The sequence below is a fragment of the Stenotrophomonas sp. NPDC077420 genome, from assembly GCF_044543385.1.
GTDB lineage: Bacteria > Pseudomonadota > Gammaproteobacteria > Xanthomonadales > Xanthomonadaceae > Stenotrophomonas.
Window position 1 is genome coordinate 85127 of sequence record NZ_JBITVZ010000011.1, and the last position, 25012, is coordinate 110138.

At 68.8% G+C, this 25012-nt stretch carries 15 protein-coding genes; 8 read left to right on the top strand and 7 right to left on the bottom strand.

Annotation, left to right across the window (positions count from 1 at the left end; translation table 11 throughout):
• Positions 1 to 25: 25 nt before the first annotated feature.
• From ACIGII_RS12360 to ACIGII_RS12375, 4 genes are read right to left on the bottom strand one after another with little or no spacing between them, the layout of a single operon-like run.
• Positions 26 to 2263: a TonB-dependent siderophore receptor gene (locus ACIGII_RS12360; protein ID WP_399638484.1), complete on the bottom strand. Its 2238-nt coding sequence runs from the start codon at positions 2261 to 2263 to the stop codon at positions 26 to 28.
• A 25-nt stretch (positions 2264 to 2288) separates the two neighbouring features.
• Positions 2289 to 2606: a DUF3325 domain-containing protein gene (locus ACIGII_RS12365; protein ID WP_399638486.1), complete on the bottom strand. Its 318-nt coding sequence runs from the start codon at positions 2604 to 2606 to the stop codon at positions 2289 to 2291.
• Positions 2603 to 4180, bottom strand: coding sequence for a PepSY-associated TM helix domain-containing protein (locus tag ACIGII_RS12370; protein ID WP_399638488.1), 1578 nt, complete (start codon positions 4178 to 4180; stop codon positions 2603 to 2605). The genes ACIGII_RS12365 and ACIGII_RS12370 overlap by 4 nt, the downstream gene beginning before the upstream one ends.
• The gene (locus tag ACIGII_RS12375; RefSeq protein ID WP_399638489.1) at positions 4177 to 4521 is read right to left on the bottom strand and encodes a hypothetical protein; all 345 of its coding nucleotides are present in this window, start codon (positions 4519 to 4521) and stop codon (positions 4177 to 4179) included. Before ACIGII_RS12375 ends, ACIGII_RS12370 begins: the two co-directional genes overlap by 4 nt.
• A 187-nt stretch (positions 4522 to 4708) precedes the next feature.
• On the opposite strand from ACIGII_RS12375, the gene ACIGII_RS12380 reads away from it, so the two are divergent.
• The 3 genes from ACIGII_RS12380 to ACIGII_RS12390 all read left to right on the top strand — a co-directional run bounded on the left by ACIGII_RS12380 (position 4709) and on the right by ACIGII_RS12390 (position 9012).
• Positions 4709 to 5737 carry a cation diffusion facilitator family transporter gene (locus ACIGII_RS12380; RefSeq protein ID WP_399638490.1) on the top strand — a complete coding sequence of 343 codons (1029 nt, stop codon included), beginning with the start codon at positions 4709 to 4711 and terminating at the stop codon, positions 5735 to 5737.
• Between the two features lie 78 nt (positions 5738 to 5815).
• Positions 5816 to 6565, top strand: a complete 750-nt coding sequence (gpmA, locus tag ACIGII_RS12385; RefSeq protein ID WP_399638491.1) for a 2,3-diphosphoglycerate-dependent phosphoglycerate mutase — start codon at positions 5816 to 5818, stop codon at positions 6563 to 6565.
• Positions 6566 to 6909: 344 nt separating this feature from the next.
• The gene (locus ACIGII_RS12390; protein ID WP_399638492.1) at positions 6910 to 9012 is read left to right on the top strand and encodes a M13 family metallopeptidase; all 2103 of its coding nucleotides are present in this window, start codon (positions 6910 to 6912) and stop codon (positions 9010 to 9012) included.
• A 220-nt stretch (positions 9013 to 9232) separates the two neighbouring features.
• Here ACIGII_RS12390 and mfd read toward each other — a convergent pair whose 3' ends face one another.
• The 3 genes from mfd to ACIGII_RS12405 all read right to left on the bottom strand — a co-directional run bounded on the left by mfd (position 9233) and on the right by ACIGII_RS12405 (position 14223).
• The gene (mfd, locus tag ACIGII_RS12395; protein ID WP_399638493.1) at positions 9233 to 12700 is read right to left on the bottom strand and encodes a transcription-repair coupling factor; all 3468 of its coding nucleotides are present in this window, start codon (positions 12698 to 12700) and stop codon (positions 9233 to 9235) included.
• A 38-nt stretch (positions 12701 to 12738) separates the two neighbouring features.
• A complete protein-coding gene (locus ACIGII_RS12400; protein WP_399638495.1) occupies positions 12739 to 13290 on the bottom strand; it encodes a GNAT family N-acetyltransferase in 552 nt (183 codons plus the stop codon).
• A gap of 75 nt (positions 13291 to 13365) precedes the next feature.
• A complete protein-coding gene (locus ACIGII_RS12405; protein WP_399638497.1) occupies positions 13366 to 14223 on the bottom strand; it encodes a 23S rRNA (adenine(2030)-N(6))-methyltransferase RlmJ in 858 nt (285 codons plus the stop codon).
• A gap of 45 nt (positions 14224 to 14268) precedes the next feature.
• Between ACIGII_RS12405 and creB the strand changes: the two genes are divergently transcribed.
• From creB to gltX, 5 genes are all read left to right on the top strand, one after another.
• Positions 14269 to 14964 carry a two-component system response regulator CreB gene (gene creB, locus ACIGII_RS12410; protein ID WP_399638498.1) on the top strand — a complete coding sequence of 232 codons (696 nt, stop codon included), beginning with the start codon at positions 14269 to 14271 and terminating at the stop codon, positions 14962 to 14964.
• A 1-nt stretch (position 14965) separates the two neighbouring features.
• Positions 14966 to 16396, top strand: a complete 1431-nt coding sequence (creC, locus tag ACIGII_RS12415; protein ID WP_399638500.1) for a two-component system sensor histidine kinase CreC — start codon at positions 14966 to 14968, stop codon at positions 16394 to 16396.
• A 107-nt stretch (positions 16397 to 16503) separates the two neighbouring features.
• Positions 16504 to 17823: a cell envelope integrity protein CreD gene (creD, locus tag ACIGII_RS12420; protein ID WP_399638502.1), complete on the top strand. Its 1320-nt coding sequence runs from the start codon at positions 16504 to 16506 to the stop codon at positions 17821 to 17823.
• Between the two features lie 139 nt (positions 17824 to 17962).
• Positions 17963 to 23569 carry a dermonecrotic toxin domain-containing protein gene (locus tag ACIGII_RS12425; protein WP_399638504.1) on the top strand — a complete coding sequence of 1869 codons (5607 nt, stop codon included), beginning with the start codon at positions 17963 to 17965 and terminating at the stop codon, positions 23567 to 23569.
• Between the two features lie 33 nt (positions 23570 to 23602).
• On the top strand, positions 23603 to 25006 hold the full coding sequence (gene gltX, locus ACIGII_RS12430; RefSeq protein ID WP_399638505.1) for a glutamate--tRNA ligase: 1404 nt from the start codon (positions 23603 to 23605) through the stop codon (positions 25004 to 25006).
• Positions 25007 to 25012: the final 6 nt, after the last annotated feature.

The following is a 25012-nucleotide window of genomic DNA, read 5'->3' on the forward strand; positions in this document are numbered from 1 at the left end:
CGTCGCCTACCGGGGGCGGGGCCCGTCAGAAGCCAGCGCGCAGGTTGAACAGCACCCGCCGCGGCTCGCCCCAGTAGCCCGAATTGAAGAAACCGACATTGCGGTAATACACCTTGTCGAACAGGTTGGTCACCGTCACGCCCACGCTCACGTTGTCGTTGATCCGGTAGCGGCCCATCAGGTCGAACAGCATGTAGCCGCCCTGGCGCATCTGGCCGTTGGCGGTGATCGGCGCACCTGCCGCCGTGTAACGGCCGGTGGGAATCGGCTGCAGCTGGTAGATCGCGCTCTGCACGGTAACGCCACCGCCGACCATCCAGTTGCCATGCCGGTAGGTGGTGTTGAACCGGGCCAGGTGCATGGGGCTGGTGCTGGCGAAACGGCTGCCGTCCGGATTGGTGCTGTAGGCGTAGGTGTAGCCGCCGGTCATGCTCCAGGTGTCGGTGATCGAACCGGAGAGTTCGAATTCGGCGCCGTTGGTTTCGATGCCCTTGCTGGCGATGTAGGGCACGCTGCCGTCAGGCAGCACGATGTCCGCGCCAGCCGGGTCGCGCGTGGCCACGTTGTCCTGTTTCATGTAGAAGCCATTGAGCGCGCCGTACAGGCGACCGCCGAAGAACTCGCCCTTGAAGCCATATTCGTAGTTGCTGCCGGTCACCGGATCCAGCAGCTGGTTGTTGATGTCGCGCAGCGCGGTGGCCTGGAACACATCGGAATAGCTGGCGAACGCGGAGATGTTCGCGCTGAGATCGTAGATGGCACCCAGGTACGGGGTCGGCTCATGCGCGGTGGTGCGCGCGCTGCGGCTGGCGAAGTTGCCGTTGACGTCGAAATTGTCGGTGGTGGTGCGGTAGTCGGAATAGCGCGCGCCTGCGATCACCTTCAGATCGTCCATCGGGTTCAGGCGCACGGCGGCGTAGTAGCCGGTTTCCGTGGTGTTGACCGTGCTGGAGGGGATGCCGTAATTGACCGTGGTCGGTCTGCCGATGATGCCGTCCCAGCTGAAGATGCTGGGGAAGGCGGCCACGTTGTACGGGCGCGCGGTGATGCCGGCGCGGATCGTGTCGAGGTCGCGGTCGTAGTGGTTGATGCCGGCGACCAGCTCATGCGAACGGCCGAACAGCTGGAACGGACCGGACGCGTACAGGTCGAACGCGTCTTCGCGGGTTTCGGACACCGAGTAGGTATCGGCGATGCGCAGCCCCAGGCCGGTGACCGGGTCGGCCCAGTTGCCGGTATTGGAGCCGGCCAGCAGCAGGCTGTCGGTGTCGGTGGCGCGGCGGTTGTAGGCCAGGCGCCCGCTCCAGCCCGCACCGAACTGCTGTTCCAGGGTGAGGAAGTAATTGGTGCTCTCGCGGTTCCATTCGTTCCAGCGCGCCGCCGCGCTGTAGGAGCGCGGCATCGTCGCCCGGCTGCCGTCGCGGAAGTACAGCGGCGACGCGCTCCACGCACCGCCATCGGACTCGGTCTTCAGGTAATCGATGCCGCCGCGCAGGCGGGTGCTGTCGGTCAGGTCGGCTTCGATCACGCCATACAGGCTGGGCGAGGTGTCGTGCTGGAAGCGCACCCAGCTTTCCTTGTCCGTGTAGGCGCCGACGAAGCGGCCGCGGACGCGGCCGCCGGCGCTGAGCGGGCCGCCCACGTCGACTTCGGCGCGGCGGTAGTCCCAGGACCCGGCGCTGAGGCTGGTGCTGGCCTGGAAGGTGTCGGTCGGACGCTTGCGCACCATGTTGACCGTCGCCGACGGATTGCCCGAGCCGGTCACCAGGCCGCTGGCGCCGCGCACGATTTCAATGCGCTCGTAGATCGAGGTATCGCTGAGGATCGAGTTGCCGCCGGCACCGGTGGTGTAGTTGGTCGGCACGCCATCGAACATGAAGTTGTTGATCGCGAAGCCACGCGCGGTGAACAGGGTGCGGTTGCTGTCGTAGGACTGCACGGTCACGCCAGGTGTCTGCTGCAGCACCTCAGCGATGGTGATGAGGTTGAAATCCTCGATGCGCTGGCGGGTGAACACCGTGAGCGACTGCGGGGTTTCGCGCAGGGTCAACGGCAGCTTGGTGGCGGTGTTGGTGCCGTACACCTGGTAGCCCTCGGTGCGCTGGGTGACCATCACCTTGTCCAGCTCGGTGGTCTTAGGGGTATTCCCGTCCGGCGTGGCGACGGATTGGGCCTGCGCCAGAGCGGGTGCCGTGGCGGCCAGCGCCAGGCACAGGGCAAGGGTGTTCCGGCGCGGGGCGCCAGCGGTGCGGAAGCGGGACATGGGAAAACCTCGGTAGCAGCGAAGATCAGGAATCGGGCGCGCGCGATGCGGCGGGGCGTGGCGAGGGTCGCGCCGTGGGCGCGGTCCGGTAGCTGAGCCAGAGCAGGGGCAGGGCGGCACCGGCGGCGAGGATGCCGCAACCGGCGATGACGCCGTAGGCGATGCCCGAGGCGCTGATGCTGCAGGCCACGGCGGCGCCCAGGGCGAACCAGCCGAGCAGCCGCAGCCGGCGGCGGCGCGCCGGCGCAGGGGCGGTACCGAAGATATCCCGGTGGTGGCGTTCCATGGCCAGCGACAGGCAGGCAAAGCCGAACAGCGACAGCAGCAGGGAAAGCACGGTCATGCGCCGGGCCCGGTCGCGGTGGCTGCGCTGGCGCGTTGCGCACGCACGCGTCGCTGCGCCGGCACATGCCGGTTTACCTTGCGCGCGGCCCACAACAGGCCGACACCGATCAGCAGCAGGCCGACATCCATGCCGCCCTTGGCCAGGTCGCCTGCGGCAAAAGCAGTGAACATGCCGCCGTGCCAGGCCGCCACGTTGAACACCGGCAGCAGCACGGCGAGCGCGCCTGCGCAGGCGAGCTGTTCCACCCACGCGCGGCGCGGCAGGCGCAGCGTGGCATGCAGCAGGCACACCGCCCACGCGGCAAAGAACACGCTGATTTCAGCCTTGGAGCGTTGCTCCAGTGCGGCCGGCAGCAGCCGGTTGCCCCACAGGAACGCGAGCATCGCCACCGGCAGGCCGGCCACGAAGCCGATGTTCAGGCGCTCCACGATGCGGAAACCCAGGTGCGGGCGGGCGGGATCGGGCAGCTGTTCGCGCCGCTTCACCGTCCACAGCACCAGCCCGGTAGCCACCATCAGCGTGCCGGCCACGCCGGACAGGAAGAACAGCCAGCGCATCGCGGTGGGGGCGAAACGGCCGGCGTGCATGCCGATCATGCCGTCGCGGGTGTACACGGTGGCCGAGCGTTGCGGGGCGTCACCCTGCAGCGTGCCGCGGGCATCGAAGCGCAGCGGTTCGCCGCTGTCGGCAATGCGGTCGCCACTGTCGCGGCGCAGGGTGATGCGCATCGCCGCATCGCCGGGCTGGTCGACCACCACGGAGGCGGCATGGCCTTCGCCCCACTGCCGCGCGGCCACCGGCAACAGGGCCGCCAGTGCCGGTGGCGTGGCGGCCTGGCCCAGCGGCTCGACCTTGGCCTCGCGCGGGAACAGCTCGGCGAAGAACGCATCGCGCCCGCCGAAGTTGGCATCCACGGCCCACGGCATGTACACGGTCATCAGCGTGATCAACCCGGTGTAGGTGATCATCAGATGGAACGGCAGCGACAGCACGGCCAGCGCGTTGTGCCCGTCCAGCCAGCTGCGCTGGCCCTTGCCGCGGCGCAGGGTGAAGAAGTCGGCGAAGATCTTCTTGTGGGTGATCACGCCGCTGACGATGGCCACCAGCATGAACATCGTGCAGAAGCACACGAACCAACGCGCCCAGATCACCGGCACGTAGTGCAGGTCGAAGTGCAGGCGGTAGAAGAAGTCGCCGCCGCGCGTGTCGCGCGCCTGCACCGGTTCGCCGCTGGCGTCGAGCGTGGCCTGCCATGGATTGGGCTGCCCGCGCTTCGGTTCCGGCGCGTCCTTGGGCTGCCAGCGCACCGACGTGGCGCTACCGCGGCTGCCGGGCAGTTCAATCGACCAGCGGCGGGCATCCGGCGCGGTCCGTGCCAGGAACGCCTGGGCCTGGTCGAGCGCGACCTCGGCGCTCGCCGGCAGGCCCAGTTCCGGCTGCATCCAGCGGCTCAGTTCCACCCGCCAGTAGCTGGCGGTGCCGGCAATGAAGATCAGGTACAGCACCCAGCCGACCACCAGCCCGGACCAGGTGTGGAGTACCGCCTGCGACTGCCGGAAGCCCTGGCTCATGCCGCGCCCCCGCGCAGCATCAGGAACAGCAGCAGGGCCGGGGCGGCCGCCGCGGCCAGGCCGACGGCGGCGCGTGCGCTGCTGCGCGCGGCGTAGGCCCAGATCGCAGCCAGGGTGTAGACCACGAACGACGCCATGGTGGCGACCAGCGCCGTGTCCGCCAGGCTGCCCGGCAGCACGCGGGCCAGGGCCGCCGCCCAGCAGGCGGCCACCGCATACCCCCCAAGCAGGGCGAGACCGCCCCTCGCCCAGAGCACCCCGTTGCCGCGCTCGCGGGCACCCGCGCGGCGGGCAGGGCGCCCCGTGGACGCGGACGTGGAGGAGGGGGGCAAAGCGGGCATCAGGGCGTCGACGCAGGCGGGAAGCAAGTGAGAATCAATATTATTTGACGTGGGCGGGCGTGTCGAATCCCTCCTTCGAGGGATGTGCGGGCGGCGCACATGTGCTGTGCAACGTTATAAACAACGTAATAGTCTCCCGGGCCCGCCGCGCAGTAGGCTGTGTCGCATTGCACAGGAGCTGTTGCCCATGGGCCACGACCACGATCACCTGCCCAGCGAAATCCGCCACGAGACACCGTTGTGGTGGGCGCTGGGCCTGACCACCACCTTCCTGCTCGTCGAGGTGGTGGGCGCGTTCTGGACCAACAGCCTGGCGCTGTTGTCCGACGCGGCGCACATGGCCACCGACACGCTGGCGCTGATGATCGCGCTGGTGGCGGTGCGCCTGAGCCGGCGCCCGCCCGACGCACGCCGCACCTACGGTTATGCGCGGCTGGAAGCACTCGGCGCGATGGTCAACGGCGGCATGCTGTTCGTGGTGGCCGGTTACATCCTCTGGGAAGCAGTGGCACGCTTCCGCCAGCCGCAGGAGATCGCCTCCACCGGGATGCTGGTGATCGCCGCGTTCGGGCTGTTGATCAATCTGATCTCGATGCGCCTGCTGCGTGCCGGCAGCGGTGAAAGCCTCAACGTCAAAGGTGCCTACCTGGAAGTGTGGGCGGACATGCTGGGTTCGGTGGCGGTGATCATCGGCGCGCTGCTGATCCGCTGGACCGGCTGGAAGCCGATCGATCCGATCCTGGCGGTGCTGATCGGGCTGTGGGTGCTGCCGCGCACCTGGGTGCTGATGCGCGAGGCGATCAACGTGCTGCTGGAAGGCGTGCCCAAGGGCATCCAGGTGGAGGCGGTGCGTGCGCGGTTGTGCGCGCACGCGGGCGTGCAGGATGTGCACGATCTGCATGTGTGGGCGCTGGCATCGAGCACGCCGGCACTGACCGCGCACGTGGTGGTCGCCGAAGGCGTGGATGCGGACGGTCTGCGCCGCCAACTCGGTTCGGCGTTGCATGAGGACTTCGGCATCGACCATGTCACCCTGCAGGTCGAGACAGACCACTGCGGCGATGACTGCGGCGACGGCGCGCCCGCTGCGCACGGCCACGCGCATGAACACGGCCACCCTGGCCACGACCACGCCGCACACGCGCATGCCCGGGTGCACGAACCGCGCCGCGCCGGTCCGGATGCGCAGGGCCACCACGGGCACCCGCATCCCTGAACCGACGGGGGCAGGGCAGGGGCGGCGGGGTTGCCGCTACAATGGCGGCCTGCCTTGCCATCCCTCGGAGAAACCGCAGTGACCCGGAAACTCGTACTGTTGCGCCACGGCCAGAGCCAGTGGAACCTGGACAACCGCTTCACTGGTTGGGTGGACGTGGAGCTGACCGAGCAGGGCCGCCGCGAAGCCGCCGCTGCCGGTCACCTGATGCGCGAGGAAGGGCTGCAGTTCGACGTGGCGCATACCTCGGTGCTCAAGCGTGCCATCCACACCCTGCAGGGCGCGCTGGCCGAGCTGGACCAGGACTGGCTGCCGGTGAGCAAGAGCTGGCGCCTCAACGAGCGCCACTACGGTGGGCTGCAGGGCCTGGACAAGGCTGAAACCGCTGCGAAGCACGGCGAAGACCAGGTCAAGATCTGGCGCCGTTCCTACGACATCCCGCCGCCGGCGATGGACCGCGAGGATCCGGGCCACCCGATCCACGACCGTCGCTATGCCGGCCTGGACCGCAACGCGCTGCCGGGCACCGAATCGCTGGCGACCACCCTGGAACGCGTGCTGCCGTACTGGTTCGACGCCATCGCCCCGCAGCTGAAGGACGGCAAGACCGTGCTGGTCACCGCGCATGGCAACTCGTTGCGCGCCCTGTACAAGTACCTCAACAACGTCTCGCAGGACGCCATCCTGGAGCTCAACATCCCGACCGGCATCCCGCTGCTGTTCGAGCTCAACGACGACCTCACCGTGCAGTCGTTCCGCTACCTGGGCGACCCGGAAGCAGCGCGCAAGGCCGCCGAAGCGGTGGCGAACCAGGGCAAGGCGCGGTAGACATCCACCGGGGTGGACCGCCATGGGCCCCGTGCGTGCGGACCAACGGTCCGCACCTACCGGGCGGGCGGAACAACGGTCCGCACCTACCATGCGTGCGGACCAACGGTCCGCACCTACCGGGCGGGCGGACCAACGGTCCGCATCTACCATGCGTGCGGACCCACGGTCCGCACCTACCGGGCGGGTGGACCCACGGTCCGCACCTGGCGGCCGGGCTCTGGTAGGTATCGACCGTTGGTCGATACAGCCCGTGACCTTTGGCCGGTCCTTGCGCCGACGCCGCCGCGCTACGCTGGCAGACTGCCCGCCCTGCGGGCAGCCAACCGTAGCCGGAGAGTTCAATGACGTTTTCCAAGCTGGCCCCGCTGGGCCTGACCGTTGCCATCGCCGTGTCGCTGGCGGCCTGCAACAAGACCGAGACCCCCGCGGCGGCCACCGCCGAGGCCGATGCCGCCAAGCCGGCCTTCGACCTGTCCCAGATCAAGACGCCGCTGATCTCGCTCAACAGCGCTGACCTGGATCCGGCCATCGCCGCGTGTACCGACCTCAACGGCTTCGTCAACAGCAAGTGGCTCAAGGCCAACCCGGTGCCGAACGACCAGACCACCTGGGGCAGCTTCGAGATCCTGCGCGAGCGCTCGCTTGAAGTGCAGCACGCGCTGGTCCAGCAGGCCGCCGCCAGCCAGGCCAAGGCCGGTTCGGTGGAAGCCAAGATCGGCGACATCTGGAAGACCGGCTCGGACGAAGCGAAGATCGAAGCGGCCGGCATCGCCCCGCTGCAGCCGCAGCTGGACCGGATCGCCGCGCTCAACGACACCGCCGCCATCACCCAGTACCTGCGCGACACCCAGGCGCAGGGCCAGGGCGTGCTGTTCTCGCTGTTCGCCAATGCCGATTACAAGGATTCGGGCAACGTCATCGCCTACGTCGGCCAGGGCGGCCTCGGCCTGCCGGAGAAGGGCTACTACCTCGACGCGTCGCAGGCGAAGATCCGCGATGCCTACGTGGCCTACATCGCGCAGGCGCTGACCCTGTCCGGCGTCGATGCCGCCCAGGCCAAGACCGACGCCCAGGCAGTGATGGACGTTGAAACCCGCCTGGCCAAGGCGTCGCTGTCGCGCATCGAACTGCGTGACCCGTCCAAGCGCTACAACCCGGTCAGCGCTGCTGAAGCGGACAAGCTGACCCCGAACTTCAGCTGGACCGCGCTGTTCGACACCCTGAAGGTGCCGGCCGCGCAGAAGTTCTCCCTGGCCCAGCCGGGCTTCTTCAGCGAGGTGGACAAGATGCTGGTCGACGTACCGGCGTCCACGTGGCAGGCCTACCTGCGCTTCCACACCGTCGATGACGCTGCGCCGTACCTGAGCAGCGCCTTCGAAAAGGCCAACTTCGACTTCTACGGCACCACCCTGCGGGGCCAGAAGGAAATGCAGCCGCGCTGGAAGCGCGTGCTGGAGTCGGTCAACACCTCCATCGGCGAAGGCCTTGGCCAGCTGTACGTGGACGCGGTGTTCCCGGCCGAGTCCAAGGAACAGATGCAGCACCTGGTGGAAAACCTCTCGGTGGCACTGAAGGCGCGCCTGGAGAAGCTGGAGTGGATGGGCGAAGACACCCGCAAGAAGGCGCTGGAGAAGTGGGCCAGCTTCACCCCGAAGATCGGTTACCCGGACAAGTGGCGCGACTGGTCGGGCCTTGAGACCAACGCCGACAGCTACCTGGGCAACATGCAGGCCGCGCGCGCGTTCAACTACCGCTACATGCTCGACAAGATCGGCAAGCCGGTCGACAAGACCGAGTGGGGCATGACCCCGCAGACGGTCAATGCCTACTACAACGCGACCAAGAACGAGATCGTGTTCCCGGCGGCGATCCTGCAGGCGCCGTTCTTCGACGCCAAGGCCGATCCGGCGCTGAACTACGGCGGCATCGGTGCGGTGATCGGCCACGAAATGATGCACGGCTACGATGATTCGGGCAGCCAGTTCGCTGCCAACGGCAACTTCGACAACTGGTGGACCGACGCCGACCGCAAGGCCTTCACCGGTCGCACCGACCAGCTGGTGGCGCAGTTCGACGGCTACGAATCGCTGCCGGGCGTGAATGTGAAAGGCAAGCTGACCCTGGGCGAGAACATCGGCGACCTGGGCGGCCTGACCGTGGCCTACGACGCGCTGCAGATGGCGTTGAAGGAAAACCCCAAGGCCAATGTCGCCGTGGATGGCCACAGCCAGGACCAGCGTTTCTTCATGAACTGGGCCACCGTGTGGCGCCGCAACTTCACCGACGGCGAACTGCGCGTGCGCCTGAACACCGACCCGCATGCGCCGGCGAACTTCCGTGCCAATGGCGCGCCGTCGAACATGCCGGCGTTCGCGCAGGCATTCGAGTGCAAGCCGGGCGACGCGATGGTGCGCGCCGACGACAAGCGCGTGGTGATCTGGTAAGCAAAAGGGCCCGGCGATGCCGGGCCCTTTTTTGTACACGCGGCGTCCGAGGTAGAGCGGACGGTAGAGCCGACGGTAGAGCGGACTGTTAGTCCGCTTCTCTCCGCGCTCGGGTACGGTCCGCGTAGCCGACTAACAGTCGGCTCTACCGTCGCGGGGCGGTCAGTCCGCGTAGCCGACTAACAGTCGGCTCTACCGTCGGCTCTACCGTCGCGGGCGGTCAGCCCGGCGCCAGCGTGGTCAGCAGCGCCTTGGCCGCGTTGAAGCGGTCTTCGGGCAACGGCAGCGGCACCTTGATCCGCAGCTTGTCCGGGCCATCCATGGTGTACAGCTTGGGCTGCTTCTGGATCATCTGGATCACCGCCATCGGGTCGATGCGCGGCTGCGCCTCGAACACGATGCGGCCGCCGTTCTCGCCCAGCTCCAGCTTGCGGATGCCCAGTGCGTTGCACTGCAGCTTCAGCTCGGCCACCGCGAACAGGTGCTTGGCCGCATCCGGCAGCAACCCGAAGCGATCGATCATTTCCACCTGCAGCTCACGCAGCTCGGCACTGTCGCGCGCGCTGCTGATGCGCTTGTACAGGGTCAGTCGGGTGTGCACGTCGGGCAGGTAGTCGTCCGGGATCAACGCCGGTACATGCAGTTCCACCTCGGCACCGCGGACTTCCTCGCCCGCATCCAGGTCGGGCAGCTTGCCCAGCCGGATGCTGCGCACCGCGCGTTCCAGCAGTTCGGTGTAGAGGCTGAAGCCGACCTCGGCCATCTGCCCGCTCTGGTCTTCGCCCAGCAGTTCGCCGGCACCGCGGATTTCCAGGTCGTGCGTGGCGAGGGTGAACCCGGCGCCCAGCTCGTCCATCGAGGCGATGGCTTCCAGGCGCTTTTCCGCATCGGGCGTCATCGAGCGCTTGTCCGGCACCACCAGGTACGCGTAGGCGCGGTGGTGCGAACGACCGACGCGGCCGCGCAGCTGGTGCAGCTGGGCCAGGCCGAAGCGGTCGGCGCGGTTGATGATGATGGTGTTGGCGTTGGGGATGTCGATGCCCGATTCGATGATCGTGGTCGACAGCAGCACGTTGTAGCGCTGCTTCTGGAAGTCCAGCATCACCCGTTCCAGCTCGCGCTCGGGCATCTGCCCGTGGGCGATGCCGATGCGCGCCTCCGGCACCAGCTCGGCCAGGTCGCGCTGCATGCGGCCGATGCTTTCCACGTCGTTGTGCAGGAAATACAGCTGGCCACCACGCGCCAGTTCGCGCTGGAACGCCTCGCGCAGCAGGGCGTTGTCCCAGGCGGTAATGAAGGTCTGCACCGCCAGCCGGTTCGGCGGCGGGGTAGCGATGATCGACAGGTCGCGCAGCCCGGCCATGGCCATGTTGAGCGTGCGCGGGATCGGCGTGGCGGTCAGGGTCAGCAGGTGCACGTTGGCGCGCATCGCCTTCAGCGCTTCCTTCTGACGCACGCCGAAGCGCTGTTCCTCATCCACCACCACCAGGCCCAGGTCCTTGAACTTCACGTCCGGCTGCAGCAGGCGGTGGGTACCGATGATCACGTCGATGGTGCCGGCGGCCACCTTCTCCAGCTCGGCTTTGATTTCCTTGGTGCTCTTGAAGCGCGACAGCACTTCCACCCGTAGCGGCCAGTCGGCGAAGCGGTCGCGGAAGTTGCGGTAATGCTGTTCGGCCAGCAGCGTGGTCGGCACCAGCACCGCCACCTGCTTGCCCGCACTGGCGGCAGCGAACGCGGCGCGCACCGCTACCTCGGTCTTGCCGAAGCCCACGTCGCCGCAGACCACGCGGTCCATCGGCTGGCTGCTGGCCAGGTCGCGCAGGGTCGCTTCGATCGCGGCGATCTGGTCCGGGGTTTCCTCGAACGGGAAGCCGGCCGCGAACGGCTCGTACATCGCGCGGTCCACGTGCAGCGCCAGGCCGGCGCGCGCACGGCGGCGGGCCTGGATTTCCAGCAGTTCGGCGGCCACGTCACGGACCTTCTCGGCCGCGCGGCGCTTGGCCTTGCTCCACTGTTCGCCACCGAGCGAATGCAGCGGCGCGGTCTCCGGCGAGGCGCCGGAGTAGCGGCTGATCAGGTGCAGCTGGGCCACCGGCACGTACAGCCGGTCGCCCTTGGCGTATTCGATTTCCAGGAACTCGCCCGGCATGCCGCCGGCGTGGAGCACGATCAGCCCGCGGTAGCGACCGACGCCGTGGTCTTCATGGACGATCGGAGCACCTTCGGTGAGCTCGCCCAGGTCGCGGATGATCGCTTCCGGCTCGCGCCCGACCCGGCGGCTGCGCCGGGTGGTGCCGGCGCGCTCGGGGAACAGCTGGCGCTCGGTCAGTACTGCCAGCGCCGGGGTGTCCAGCGCGAAGCCGTCTTCCAGCGGCGCCACGGTGATCGCAAAGCGCTGCGACGCGTCGGCCAGGAAGGTCGGCAGGTCGCCTACCACGGGCGGCTTCAGCTCAGCGGCCTGAAGCACCTCCAGCAGCGCTTCGCGGCGACCGGGCGAATCGGCGGCGATCAGTACGCGGCCGGGATAGTGGCCAAGGAACGATTTCAGCGCCTCGCCGGCAGGCGCATCACGCGCCGCCACCGGCAGTGGCGGCAGTGGCTGGTCGCCCAGCGGCGTGGCCTCTTCGAGGCGGGCGTGGTCCGCGCCCCACACCTCGATGCGCGGCAGCGTGTTCAAGCGCGCGTTGAGTGCCTCGGGGCTGAGGTACAGCTCGGTCGGCGCCAGCAACGGGCGCTCCACATCATGCCGGCGCTGCTCATAGCGGTTCTGGGTCTGCGCCCAGAACGAGGCCGCCGCTTCGCCCACGCCGGGGGCGATCACCGGCAGCGCATTGGCCTGCAGGTAGTCAAACAGCGTGGCGGTCTGGTCGAAGAACAGCGGCAGGTAGTACTCCACCCCTGCCGGGGCCAGGCCGGATTTCAGATCCTGGTACAGCGCACTGCGCCGGGTATCCACGTCGAAGCGTTCGCGCAGGGTGGCCAGCACCCGCGACACGCTCAGTTCGTCCAGCGGCACTTCGCGGCCGGGCAGCATGCGCACCGCGTCGACCTTGTCCAGCGACCGCTGGCTTTCCGGGTCGAAGGCGCGGATCGAATCGATATCTTCGTCCAGCAGTTCGATGCGCAGGGGCGCCTCGGCCCCCATCGGGAACACATCGAGCAGGCCGCCGCGCACGGCGAAATCGCCCGGGTCCATCACCTGCGGCACGTTGCGGTAGGCGGCCGCTTCCAGCCGGCGCTTTTCCGCATCCAGATCCAGGCGCTGGCCGACCTTCAGGTCGAAGCTGCCGCCGATGATGTACTTGAGCGGCGCCAGGTGCTGCAGCACGGTCTGCACCGGCACCACCACGATCCCACGGCGCAGCGTCGGCAGCTGGTGCAGCGCGGCCAGGCGCTGCGAGATGATGTCCGGGTGCGGGCTGAAGGCGTCGTAGGGCAGGGTTTCCCAGTCCGGGAACGCCACCACGGGCAGGTCCGACGCGCTGCCCAGCAGGGTGCGCAGGTCGGACTCGATCTGGTTGGCGCCATGGTTGTCGCGCGCGATGACCAGCAACGGCCCATCGTGCACATCGGCAGCACGGGCGATGTACCACGCCAGTGCCGTCGGCGATGCGGGAGCGCGCCACCAGGCGCGGAGCTGGCCGGAGCGGGGCAGCGGCGGAGCGGGATAGGAAGTGCGTGACATGAGCCGCCGATTTTAGCAGACGGCCATGTGATGGCGGCTTACTGACCCGGGTCGAGCTCCAGCACCATGCGCACCAGCCCGGGGGTTTCCTTCGGGTGCGGTATCTGCTTGAAGCCCAGCGACGCGGCCAGCTGCTTCATCGGTACGTTTTCTTCCAGCACGTCGCCGTACAGGCGGTCCAGGTACTTGCCACGCGCCCACTTGACCAGCTTGCGCATCAACTGCCGGCCCAGGCCCTGGCCGATCAGGAAGTGGCTGATCAGGATGGCGTATTCCGCCTCGCGGGTGCCCTGCACGATCGAGGCGCGGGCCAGTGCGCCCACGACGGCCTCACCGGCCGGCAGCGTTTCGGCCGCGACCAGGGTGATCTCGGACTTGACGTTGGGATGAGTCAGCCGCTGCGCTTCTTCGGAAGAGAGCTCATTGACCGACTTCAGCATGCGGTCGCGGATTTCTTCCGGGCCGAACAGGCTGAAGGCAGCGCGAAGCGGTTCACCGTCTTCGGGACGGATCGGGCGGATCAGCAGTTCATGGCCGCTGGGAGCCTTGAAGATTTCGTGCCAGGGCGGCATGCGGTTACGGGTAGCCATACCGGTGGTTCCTTGGTGGTCTTCGGATTCTCGCATCCCCGGGGCTGCGTTCCGTGAACGGAACGCTCACACCCGTCATTCCGCCTGCTTGAGCCACTGCAGGCGGGTACTGGCTCCTGCTTCGCCCAGGTGCTGCTTCAGTGCGGGCATCGCGGGTGCCAGGACCTGGTCGAACTGCCACGGCGGGTTGAGCAACAGCATGCCGCTGCCGTTTAGCCTGAGGGGAGAGTCGTCGGGCCGCACCAGTAGTTCTACTGTAAGCACCGATTTGACCGGCAGGGCGCAGGCCTTGCGCAGGAAGTGCAGGATGGTACGGCGCTGCTTGATCGGGAACCAGATCGCGAAGCTGGCCTGCGGCCAACGGCCCAGGATCTCGCTGACCGAGGCGAGGATGCGCTGGTATTCGGCATCCTGGCCCTCGTACGGCGGGTCGATCAGGACCAGGCCGCGGCCGATCTTCACCCCGTTGGCCTTGGGCGGCAGCAGCGCCTTGTTCTGTGCGTAGCCGTCGGCATGCAGCACCGCCACGCGGCTGTCATGCGCGAACAGCGCTTTGAGCGCAGCCGCTTCAGCGTCCTGCAGTTCGCACACGGCCATGCGGTCCTGTTCGCGCATGGCCTGGGCGCTGAGCAGCGGCGATCCGGGGTAGCTGATCATTGCCCCGACCGGGTTGTCGGCCTGCACCGCCTTGAGGTAGCGCTCCACCACGGCGGGCAGGGTCGGCTGCGCCATCAGCCGCATCACGCCGTCTTCGGCCTCCAGCGTCTTGCGGCTTTCCTCGCTGGCCAGCAGGTAGCGGCCAGCGCCGGCGTGGGTGTCCAGCACGAAGAACGGGCTGTCCTTGCGCTTGAAGCTGTCGAGCAGGGCAAGCTGCACGATGTGCTTGAGCACATCGGCATGGTTGCCGGCATGGAAGGCGTGGTGGTAATTCATCGGCGCAGTGTACGGCGCGGCGGCCCCAGCGGCTATGCTGCGCGCATGAACCGGCCCCTGCATACCGTCCTGGTCGTCGAAGACGAAACCGCCATCGCCGATACCGTGCTCTACGCGCTGCGCAGCGAGGGCTATGGTGCCCAGCACTGCCTGCTGGGCGCCCAGGCGCTGCAGCAGCTGCGCCAGGCGCCGGTGGACGTGGTGGTGCTGGACGTGGGCCTGCCGGACATGAGCGGCTTCGAGGTGTGCCGCACCCTGCGCACCTTCAGCCAGGTGCCGGTGATCTTCCTGACCGCGCGCAATGACGAGTTCGATCGGGTCCTGGGCCTGGAGCTGGGTGCCGACGACTACATGGCCAAGCCCTTCTCCCCGCGCGAGCTGGTGGCGCGGGTACGCGCCCGCCTGCGCCGCAGCGGGTCGGGGGTCGAGGTTGGAACGGCAGGCTGGCAGCCCCACGGGCGTTTCGCCATCGACCGCGAAGGACGCCGCATCCGCTTCGATGGCCAGGCGCTGGAGCTGACCCGCTACGAATACGCGCTGCTGGCTGCGCTGCTGCAGCGGCCCGGGGCGATCCTCAGCCGCGCCCAGCTGATGGACCGGGGCTGGGACAGTGCCGCCGACAGCGCCGACCGCACCGTCGACACCCACGTGAAGACCCTGCGCGCCAAGCTGCGCGCGGCCGGCGCCGATCCCGACCCGATCCGCACCCACCGCGGCGTGGGCTACGCCCTGGAGGTGTAGCGTGCGGCTGGGGCTCAAATTGTTCCTGGGCTTCTTCCTGATCGTGGGCATCGCCGCGTTCTTCGTGATGCGCGTGTTCGTCAATGAAGTAAAGCCGGGCGTGCGCCAGGCGATGGAGGCCACCCTGGTCGACGCGGCCAACGTACTGGCGGAAATGGCCGCTGCCGACCTGAAGGCCGGTCACCTCCGCGACGGCGCGTTCGTGGCCAGCCTCGCACGTGCGGAGCGCCGCGATCCCAAGGCGATGGTGTGGCGCTTCCCCAAGCGCAGCCTGGACTACCGCGTCACCATCACCGATGCGCGCGGCATCGTGGTGTACGACTCGACGGGCAAGGACATCGGCCGCGACAACTCACGCTGGAACGATGTCTACCGCACCCTGCGCGGCGAATACGGTGCGCGCTCCAGCCCGGAAACGCCCGGCGATGAGGTGCATTCGGTGATGCATGTGGCCGCGCCGATCCATGACCCGTCCGACCCCACCCGCCTGATCGGCGTGCTCAGCCTGGCCCAGCCCAATCGCAGCATCGACCCGTTCATCGCCGCCAGCCAGCGCGCCATCCTGCAGCGAGGTGCGTGGCTGATCGGGTTGTCGGCCTTGATCGGGCTGTTGATGACCGGCTGGCTGATGCACGGGGTGAACCGGCTCAACCGCTACGCCAAGGCAGTGAGCGCGGGCGAGCCGGTGCCGCCGCCGAAGGCGCGCCGCGATGAGATCGGCGACCTTGGCCGGGCGCTGGAAAGCATGCGTCGCAAGCTGGAAGGCAAGGCCTACGTGGAGCAGTACGTGCAGTCGCTGACCCATGAAATGAAGAGTCCCCTGGCCGCCATCCGGGGCGCGGCGGAGCTGCTCCAGGAGCCGCTTCCGGAGGCCGACCGCGTGCACTTCGCGCGCAGCATCCAGGGCCAGGAGCAGCGTCTTACCGAAACCATCGACAAGCTGCTGGCGCTGGCCGAGGTGGAGCAGCATGGCTGGCTGCAGAAGCGCGAGCGCGTGGCGGTGACGCCGCTGCTGCAGGCGGCCGCTGATGCGGTGGCGATGCGGGCGCAGGCGGCCGGGGTTGCGCTGGACATCGACCCCGACGCGGCCCTGGAGGTGCAGGGCGATGCCTATCTGCTGCGGCAGGCGCTGAACAACCTGCTGGAAAACGCGCTGGCTTTTTCCGCTGCCGGCAGCCGCATCGAACTGGGCGCTGCGCGCGAGGGCGACAGCGTGGTGCTGCGCGTGGCCGACCGTGGCAGCGGGGTGCCGGACTATGCGCTGGAGCGGGCGTTCGAGCGCTTCTATTCGCTGGCGCGCCCGGCCACCGGCCAGCGCAGTTCGGGCTTGGGGTTGTCGTTCGTGCAGGAAGTGGCGCGGCTGCATGGGGGCCGGGCGGCGCTGGCCAATCGCGAGGGCGGCGGCGCGGTCGCAACGCTCGAGCTGCGGTAGCGCCACGCAGGGCGCGGCGCTACGACTTCACACTCGCTTCAAACACGGCCCATCCTGCGCCCACCCGCCCGCAGGATGCTGGCACCCTTCCCAACCGAGGACGGGTGATGAAATCCCTTCATATGCTGTTGCGGTTCGCCATCGTGGGCGGACTGATCCTGTTGCTGCTGATTCCGTTGATGATGATCCGGGGCGTGATCAGCGAACGCGAGGCGTATCGCGACGAAGCCTACCTGCGCGTGGCGCAGGGCCGGGCCGGGGCGCAGACCCTCACCGGCCCGATCCGGGTGGTGCCGTGGACGGAAACCCGCCAGGTGGAAGTCATCGATGCCGCCGGCACCAAGAAGGTGGAAACCCAGATCGAGCAGAGCTACTGGCTGCAGATGCCGTCGAAACTGGTGGTCGACGGCGGCATGGTGCCGGACGAACGCCGGATCGGCCTGTTCCGGGTGCCGGTATACACCTGGAAGGCCAAGGTCAGCGCCGAGTTCGGCGATGACGACTATCCGGTCAAGGCCGGTCGGGTGTACGGCACGCCGTACCTGGCGGTGGGCATCGCCGACGTCCGCGGACTGGTCGGCTCGCCGGAGCTCAACGTGGATGGCCAGGCGTTGCGCCTGCAGCCTGGCGTCGGCGGGGTCAGCGGCATCGGCAAGGGCCTGCACGTGCCGATGCAAGGCTTCGCCGACACCGCTGGTGGCCTGCTGGCGGCCAGCCGGGTGGAGCTGTCGCTGGTGCTGGACGGCACCCGTTCGCTGGCGGTGGTGCCGGTGGGCGACGACAGCCGCATCGCGATCCGCTCGCCGTGGCCGCACCCGCTGTTCGGGGGCAGCTTCCTGCCCAATGAGCGCCGGGTGGGCGAGAACGGCTTCGAGGCACAGTGGGCGGTGTCGTCGCTGGCGTCGGAGGCGCAGCGCCAGCTGCGCGGCAGCGCTGACGTGGACGCGGAAACGGTCAGCGTGGAACTGGTCAATCCGGTGGACATCTATACCCAGGCCGACCGTGCCAGCAAGTACGGCATCCTCTTCATCGTGCTCACCTTCGTCGGCTTCATCCTGTTCGAGCTGATCAAGCGCCTGCGCATCCACCCGCTGCAGTACCTGATGGTCGGCCTGGCGCTGGCGATCTTCTTCCTGCTGCTGTTGAGCCTGTCCGAACATATTCCGTTCTGGCTGGCCTACCTGGTGTCGGCCGTGGCCTGTATCGGACTGCAGGCGGTGTACCTGTCCGGCGTGCTGCGCAGCTGGCTGCGCGGCCTCGGCTTTGCCGGCATGCTGACCGTCCTCTACGGCGCGCTGTACGGATTGCTGGTGTCGGAGAACAACGCGCTGCTGATGGGTTCGCTGCTGCTGTTCGCGGTGCTGGCCGCGGCCATGTGGATCACCCGCCGGATCGACTGGTACGAACTTGGGGCGGGCCTCAAGTAGGCGGCGTTGACGTAATCCGCCATCCTGCACGACGCTTCCGGCTTCGTGTGGGACCACCGGACGCTGCTGGGACAAGGACAGGCTGGTAACCGCGCAGGATCGCGCTAGGTTCCAGCCCCTTGTCACCTCACCACACGTCATGGCGAACCTTACGCTGTCCCCGGTGGGCCGTGCTGGCGGCGCACCGGCCTGTCCCTCATCCCTGCCATCGTCGCGCCGTCGGCCTGCCGCCGGCGCGGTGTCGATCCGCAACACACCGCCGTGCGCACCGTCGCGAAGGCTGTGGCTGGACGGCATACCGCGCGGGGAGCTGGACGCGCTCGCCGCTGCCTTGCGACAGGGGCCGCTGGATGCCCATTTTTTCCTGACCCTGCAGCCGCACTTCCACCGCACCGCGCTGGCCGCGCCGATGGCGCAGGGGCTGGTGGACGATGCGCTGGACCGGCTGCTGCCCGTGGCGCTTGCGCCCGCGCAGCGTGCCGCCTGGCGTAGCAGCCTGATGGCATTGCTGACCCTGCCACGGGTGGAGTGGGAAGTGCAGTGCGCACCCGTGCGGGCACTGCTGACCGACGCGGTAGCCCGCCGCAATACGCTGCTGCAGGCGATGCGCGATGCCCTGTACCGACCGCTGGACCAGTCGCGACGCGACTGGAACGCAGCCCTTGATGCCGAGCGCGCCCTCGGCGCGGCGGACGCCCGCGAGGTGGCGCAACGCCTGTGCAGCACTTCGCCGTCCCGTCAGCGTGACACGGTGCGCCAGCAGCTGCGCGACTGGATGCCGGCACTGACCCCGGCGCAGGTCGACCGTGCAGTGGCACAGGCCGCTGCCGCCGCCGCGCTCAATGGCGCCTGCATCGATGCACGCAGCGCGCTGCCGGCACTGTTCGACAGCGTCGATGACGCGTGCGTGCCGTTGATCGGCGACGCCCAGCGCGCCCGGATACTGGCGACGTTGGACCGGCTGGCCGGCGGGGCGGCGGACCCCTTGCTGGCCACCCAGGGCGGCCACGGGGACCGGCTCGGCCAGTGGCTGTTGTCAGTCGCCGACCGCGCAGCGCTGGCCGCCACGGCGCGCCCCAGCCTGCGCCGCGCACTGGGCGATGCGGTGCTGTTCGTGGCTGGGCTCGCGCCCGGACTGAAGGCGCTGCGGTGGGGTACGGCCGACGCTGCGTTGCCGACAGGGAGCGCTGCGCCCACCCCCGCCATTGCCAGCGCGCCGGCGGCGGTGGCGTCCGGCGCAGCGCGGCAGGGCGGCGGCGGCATGCTGGCGCTGGCGGCAAGCCTGGTCGGCGGCGGACTGGGCGTGGCGGCGCTGGGCTGGCGATGGGCATCCGGCGACACCCGGGCCACTGCGCCCACGGGGGAAGCGCAACCGCAACGGGAACCTGGGCCGGAAGCGGACGCGGCGCGGGCGGACGCGCGGACGCAGCACGCAGTGCGGCTTCTGGCCGCCGTGATCGACCGCGACGGCGACGGATCGGTCTGGGACGTGCTGTGGCGACGCGTGCACCAGGACGCAGGAGGCGATGCGACGTTGCTGCGGGACAGCGTTGCCACCCTGCTGGAGACCAACGAGGTCGCACGCGAGGTCATCGATGCGTTGGGCGGAGCTCCGCAAGCGGAGGGCAGGGCGCGTGTGCGCCGTGCGCTTCGCCCCCTCACCGTGCCACGCGGCGGCGGCGAAGGGCTGGATGCCATCGAGCGCGCCCGGCTCGACGCGGCCACCCGCCTGCTGGTGGACGTGGCGCAGCAGGCGCCGCCGCCGGGCGCCGCCGCGCTCGCGCCGCCAGCGGGCGTGGACCTGGCGGTAACGCGCTCGCGCATGCTGACCTGGGTGCAGTCGATGGGGCGCAACGCCAGCGAGCAGCACCAGCGCCTGACCGCGGCCTGGCGCCATGTGGTGGCGTCCGAGCGGGCGCTGACCCTGTCCGCCGCGGCGCTGCCGAACCTCGACACCGACCTCGCGCGCCAGGTCGCAGCCGCCCTGCTCAACGCCACCGGCCAGGTGATCGACCCCACCACGATCTACCTCAATACCTTCCAGGTCAGCCAGCAATGGCGCGCCTGGGAAGCCGAGCAGCTGCGCCCGCCCGGCGCGCTGTTCCGCAACCAGCATCGGCTGCTCCCGCCCGACCGGCGGGTACGCAGCGGGCTGGTCAGTAGCCACGCCCTGGTGGGGGCGGCCCTGCTGCCGGTCGACGCCGACACGGGGCACGCCGGGCTCTATTACCGCTGCGTACCGGGGACCTACTTCCCGGTGCAGGAGTGTCGCGAGCTGACCCTGGAGGCGTTCCGAAAGGTGCAGGGACGCGATTACCTGGGCGCCTTCCGGCGCCGGTACGACACGTGCCTCGAACAGGCCTGGCATGGTCGCCCGACCCCGGGTTCGGAAGGTTTCGTCTCGGGCATCGGCCGGCGGCTTGCAGGCACGGCGGTGCTGTTGAACGCAGCGGGCCAGCTCGGCGACGACGCGGCCGCCGCGGTCAAGGTGCTGACCGACTTCCCGGCCCGTTTCGATGTGGCCGAAGCGGCCAACGGCCGCGCGCTGGCCCTGCCGGGCTGGCAGATCGACGTGCACGCGCTGGCGGCCAACGACCGTGGCCATGCGGTGCCGCTGCACGGGGTGCTGCTGGTCACCGCGCAGGCGGCGGCATCGCCGCAGGCGCCCATCACGCTGGTGATCAGCACCACCCGGATTCCATTGATCGAGGCGTTCAACGGCAGCGACGCGGCGCTGCAGCAGCTTGCCGACGAGGTGCGCCACCAGTTGCCGGTGCGCGTAGCGGTCAACGAGCACGCCCGCTGGCAGCAGGGCGCGCTGGCGGTGGTGAAGGCCTACGGGATCGACGGCGACTTCCGCTGGGCCTTGTTCATGCAGGCGCTGGAGCTGCGGCATGCGCAGCTGCGCGCCGCCGGGCTGTCATCGCCTGCGCGCATCCGCGAGGCCTTCAACGCGCTCGATACGGCACTGGCCCTGCCGTACCTGCCCGTTCCGGTGCCGGTGCTGGCTGCCGCAGGCGAGCTGGCAGCGTTGGACATGGACGGTCTGAACGCGCGCAGCGCGGCGCACTGGACGGCGCGCTTTCCTCCCAGCACACCGGGTGCGCTGTGCAATGCCGGCATGGCGGGCGCGCGCTGGCTGCACGCGCTGGGCGCCGGCCGCAGCCTGGTCGAGCACGCCTACCCCCTGCTGGTCCCGTTCGTCCAGCAGCGCCTGGATGACGAAATCATGCGCCGTTACCGCACCGCGTTCGACAGCAGCTGTTGTTACATCGTGTCCTTCAAGGACGGGTATCCGAGCGACCAGACGCGCAGCGGGTGGGTCCACAACCGCGCGCAGAAGCAGGCGGCGGCCAGCTTCGCCGACTGTGCCATGACCCGCGCGGCGGGCTTCGACGACACCCCCGGGCGCCTGCTGGGCCTGTACACCAGCAGCGACAGCGCGGTGTTCGACGAGAACAGCGAGGTGGTGGGACTGGACGCATCGCAGCTGCTGTCGATGGCGCGCGAGCTGGATGTACAGGGCGACTACCTGCGTGCGCTGGACCGGTTCTGGCAGGCGCACGCGCCGGCCGTGTTGACGACGCTGCGCGGCGGCTACCTGTACGGCTGTGCGCAGCAGCATGCCGACGGATCGCTGTCCGCACGTGGCGTGCAGCTGGCCCTGGGGGTGTTCGGCACGATGACCGCCACCGAATCCCAGGATCCCGCCTACCGGCCGGTTGCGCGTCCTGGTGTGCGCACCGGCTGGCTGCAGGTCCATGGCATCGCCTCGACCGTGCTGCACGTCGCCGACGGGGTAGGGCCGGAGGTACTGCTGTACTTCCCCAACGATCGCAACCGCTTCCATGAGTTCGCCAGCGAGGCCGACATGATGGGCTGGATCGAACGCGCGGCGGCCACCGACACCGGACGGCAATGGCTGGAGGCCGCGTTCGACCTGGCCGATCTGCAGGACGGCTGGATGTCCAACGGCGTGCATACCGCGCTGGGTGCCGGCACCCAGGCGATCTTCGGACACGGTGGCGCGGTGGTGCCGATCACCGGCGAGGTGTCGCAGGCCCTGCTGGCACGGCTGCGGCAACGCGCGCGTCGCGATGCACAGACGTTGATGACCTCGGAGTGGGAGGCGTTCCGGCGCCGTTGGATGCCGCGCCTGGAACGCTGTGAGCAGGCGATGGGCCTGGTCGCCCTGCTGGTGCCCGAGACGCTGCCGGTGGTGGCGGTGCTGTCGGCCCTGCAGCTGGGAGGAGGCGTGGAACAGATGGTCGACGGCGACACGCCCGAGCAGCGTCGTGCCGGCGCCGGCACGGCAGTCGGCGGTGCCGTGGGCCTGGCCTTGTCGGCGCCGCTTGGAACCGCGCGGCTGGCGGCGCTGGCCGCGCGCGATGGTTCGCGACTGCAGCCGGCACTACAGACGCCGGCCTGGGAACAGCTTGATGATCCGCTGGCGCCCCTGGCCGAGCGTTACGCGCGGCCGCTCGCGTTGTCGGGATCGCGCGCCGCCGATAACGGCCTGCACGACTACCTGGGCCGGCGGTACATCAGCCAGGGTGGGCATACGTACGAAGTGGCCTTCGATCGGGCCCATGGCACCTGGCGCCTGCAGAATCCGCAGCCGGGCAACTTCTACCACCAACCGGTACGGCTGAATGCCGACGGTGCGTGGGAACCCCACAGCGACGTCGGCCTGCGCGGCGGCGCACCGATCAGCCGATCCAGCAAGCGCAGGCAGTCGGTGGAACGCAGCTATCGCGGTTCGTTGAATTCGCTGGTCGAGCGCACCCACTCCCATTCGGTGGACAGCAGCTCGCAGGATTTCCAGTGGGGCGTCAATCACTGGGAGCGGGTGATGACCCCGGAGCAGGCGCGCGACAGCGCCTCACTGGAGCAGATGAAGGAGCTGTTCGTGTCCGGCCATCTCGATCCGGTGCAGCAGGGCGCGCTGTCGGTGATCATCGAGCGGCTGGACAGTACGCTGCGTGCCGAGCGCTACACCGTGGTCAACGAGGTAGTGCACGACTCGGTGTACATCGCCGGCGGCCAGTTCCTGCAGGCCTCCCAGGGCCTGCTGGCCGAAGGCACGGGCTTGTCCGCGGCGGGCATGTGCACCGGATTGTCGCGGATCGTGGCCACCGCGATGGGGCAGGGCGAAGAGATCCATGTCCTGGAGCATCTGCGCCAGGCGATCCGCGAGCCTGACAGCGCGGCGGCCGCTGCAGTGCGCGCGCTGATCCGCGACGCCCAGGGGGCGGCCCTGCAACCGGGCTCGATGTCGGCGGCATCGTTGATCCAGATCGATGAACTGGCCGGGTTCCTTGCCAATACCGCCCGCAGCAGCCATTTCGTCCTGAGCGGCACGCAGCACAGCATGGTGTGCGGGGTGAACGTGCTGGACAACGGCCGGCGCGAATACCTGCTCTACGACCCCAATTTCGGCCTGATGGTGTTCAAGAAACTGCCGCGCTTCAACCAGTGGGTGAACAACCTGTTCGGGTCGCGCTACTTCAGCCGGCTCTCTTCCCGCACGCTGGGCGACGACAGTGCCGAGACCCTGGCCGAAATGTACGGGGCCCTCCCGGCCGCCGGCACCGGGCGCATGCAGTTCCACCTGCGCCAGGTCCATGCCGGACGCATGCAGGAGCAGGCCGCCGCGCGCGGCTGGACCGCGCTGTACGAGCACGTCTGGCCGGGAGATGCGGGCCCGATGAACGCCCCGGCCCCCAATGCCGGCCGGGGCAGGTAAAATTGCCGCGATCCCCGTTCTCCCGAGCCCTCCATGACCTGCCGCACCCGTTTCGCCCCCAGTCCCACCGGCTACCTGCACATTGGCGGCGCCCGCACGGCGCTGTACTGCTGGTTGGAGGCGCGCCACCGTGGCGGGGAATTCGTGCTGCGCATCGAGGATACCGACCGTGAACGCAGCACCCAGGGCGCCATCGACGCGATCCTGGAGGCGATGGAGTGGCTGGGCCTGAACTACGACGAAGGCCCGATCTACCAGACCCAGCGCGTGGCCCGCTACAAGGAAGTGGCCGAGCAGCTGATCGCCGACGGCAAGGCCTATTACGCCTACGAAACCCGCGAGGAACTCGATGCGATGCGTGAGGCGGCCATGGCCAAGCAGGAAAAGCCACGCTACAACGGCGCCGCGCGCGAGCTGAACCTGCCGTACCGCGACGATCCGAACCGGGTGATCCGCTTCAAGAACCCGCTGGAAGGCACGGTGGTGTTCGACGACCTGATCAAGGGCCGCATCGAGATCGCCAACAGCGAGTTGGATGACATGGTGATCTTCCGCCCGGACGGCTTCCCCACCTACAACTTCGCGGTGGTGGTGGACGACTGGGACATGCGCATTTCCGAGGTCATCCGCGGCGACGACCACATCAACAACACCCCGCGCCAGATCAACCTGTACGAAGGCATCGGCGCGCCGGTGCCGAAGTTCGGCCACATGCCGATGATCCTGGACGAGCAGGGCGCCAAGCTGTCCAAGCGCACCGGTGCGGCCGACGTGATGCAGTACAAGGACGCCGGCTACCTGCCCGACGCGCTGCTGAGCTACCTGGCCCGGCTGGGCTGGTCGCATGGCGACCAGGAGCTGTTCAGCCGCCAGGAACTGATCGACCTGTTCGACGTGACCAACTGCAATTCCAAGGCCTCGCGCCTGGACATGGCCAAGCTGGGCTGGGTCAACCAGCACTTCCTGAAGACCGAAAATCCGGCCGACATCGCCCCGCACCTGGTCTACCAGCTGAACAAGCTGGGCCTGGACCTGGGCGCCGGCCCGGCCCCGGCCGACGTGGTGGTGGCGCTGCGCGACCGCGTGCAGACCCTGAAGGAAATGGCGGAGAAGGCGGTGGTCTGGTACCAGCCGCTGGTCGAATACGACGAGGCGGCGGTGGCCAAGCACTTCAAGCCGGGCGCGGAACTGGCGCTGGGCAAGGCCCGCGAGCTGCTGGCTGCGGCCAGCGAGTGGACTGCCGAAAGCGTGTCGATGGCCCTGCACGAGGTGGCCACCGCGCTGGACATCGGCATGGGCAAGGTGGCGCAGCCGCTGCGCGTGGCCATCACCGGCACCCAGGTCAGCCCGGACATTTCCCAGACCGTGTTCCTGGCCGGGCGTGAAGAGGCCTTGAAACGCATCGACGTCGCACTTACTAAAGTACCGACGGCCTGACCACAG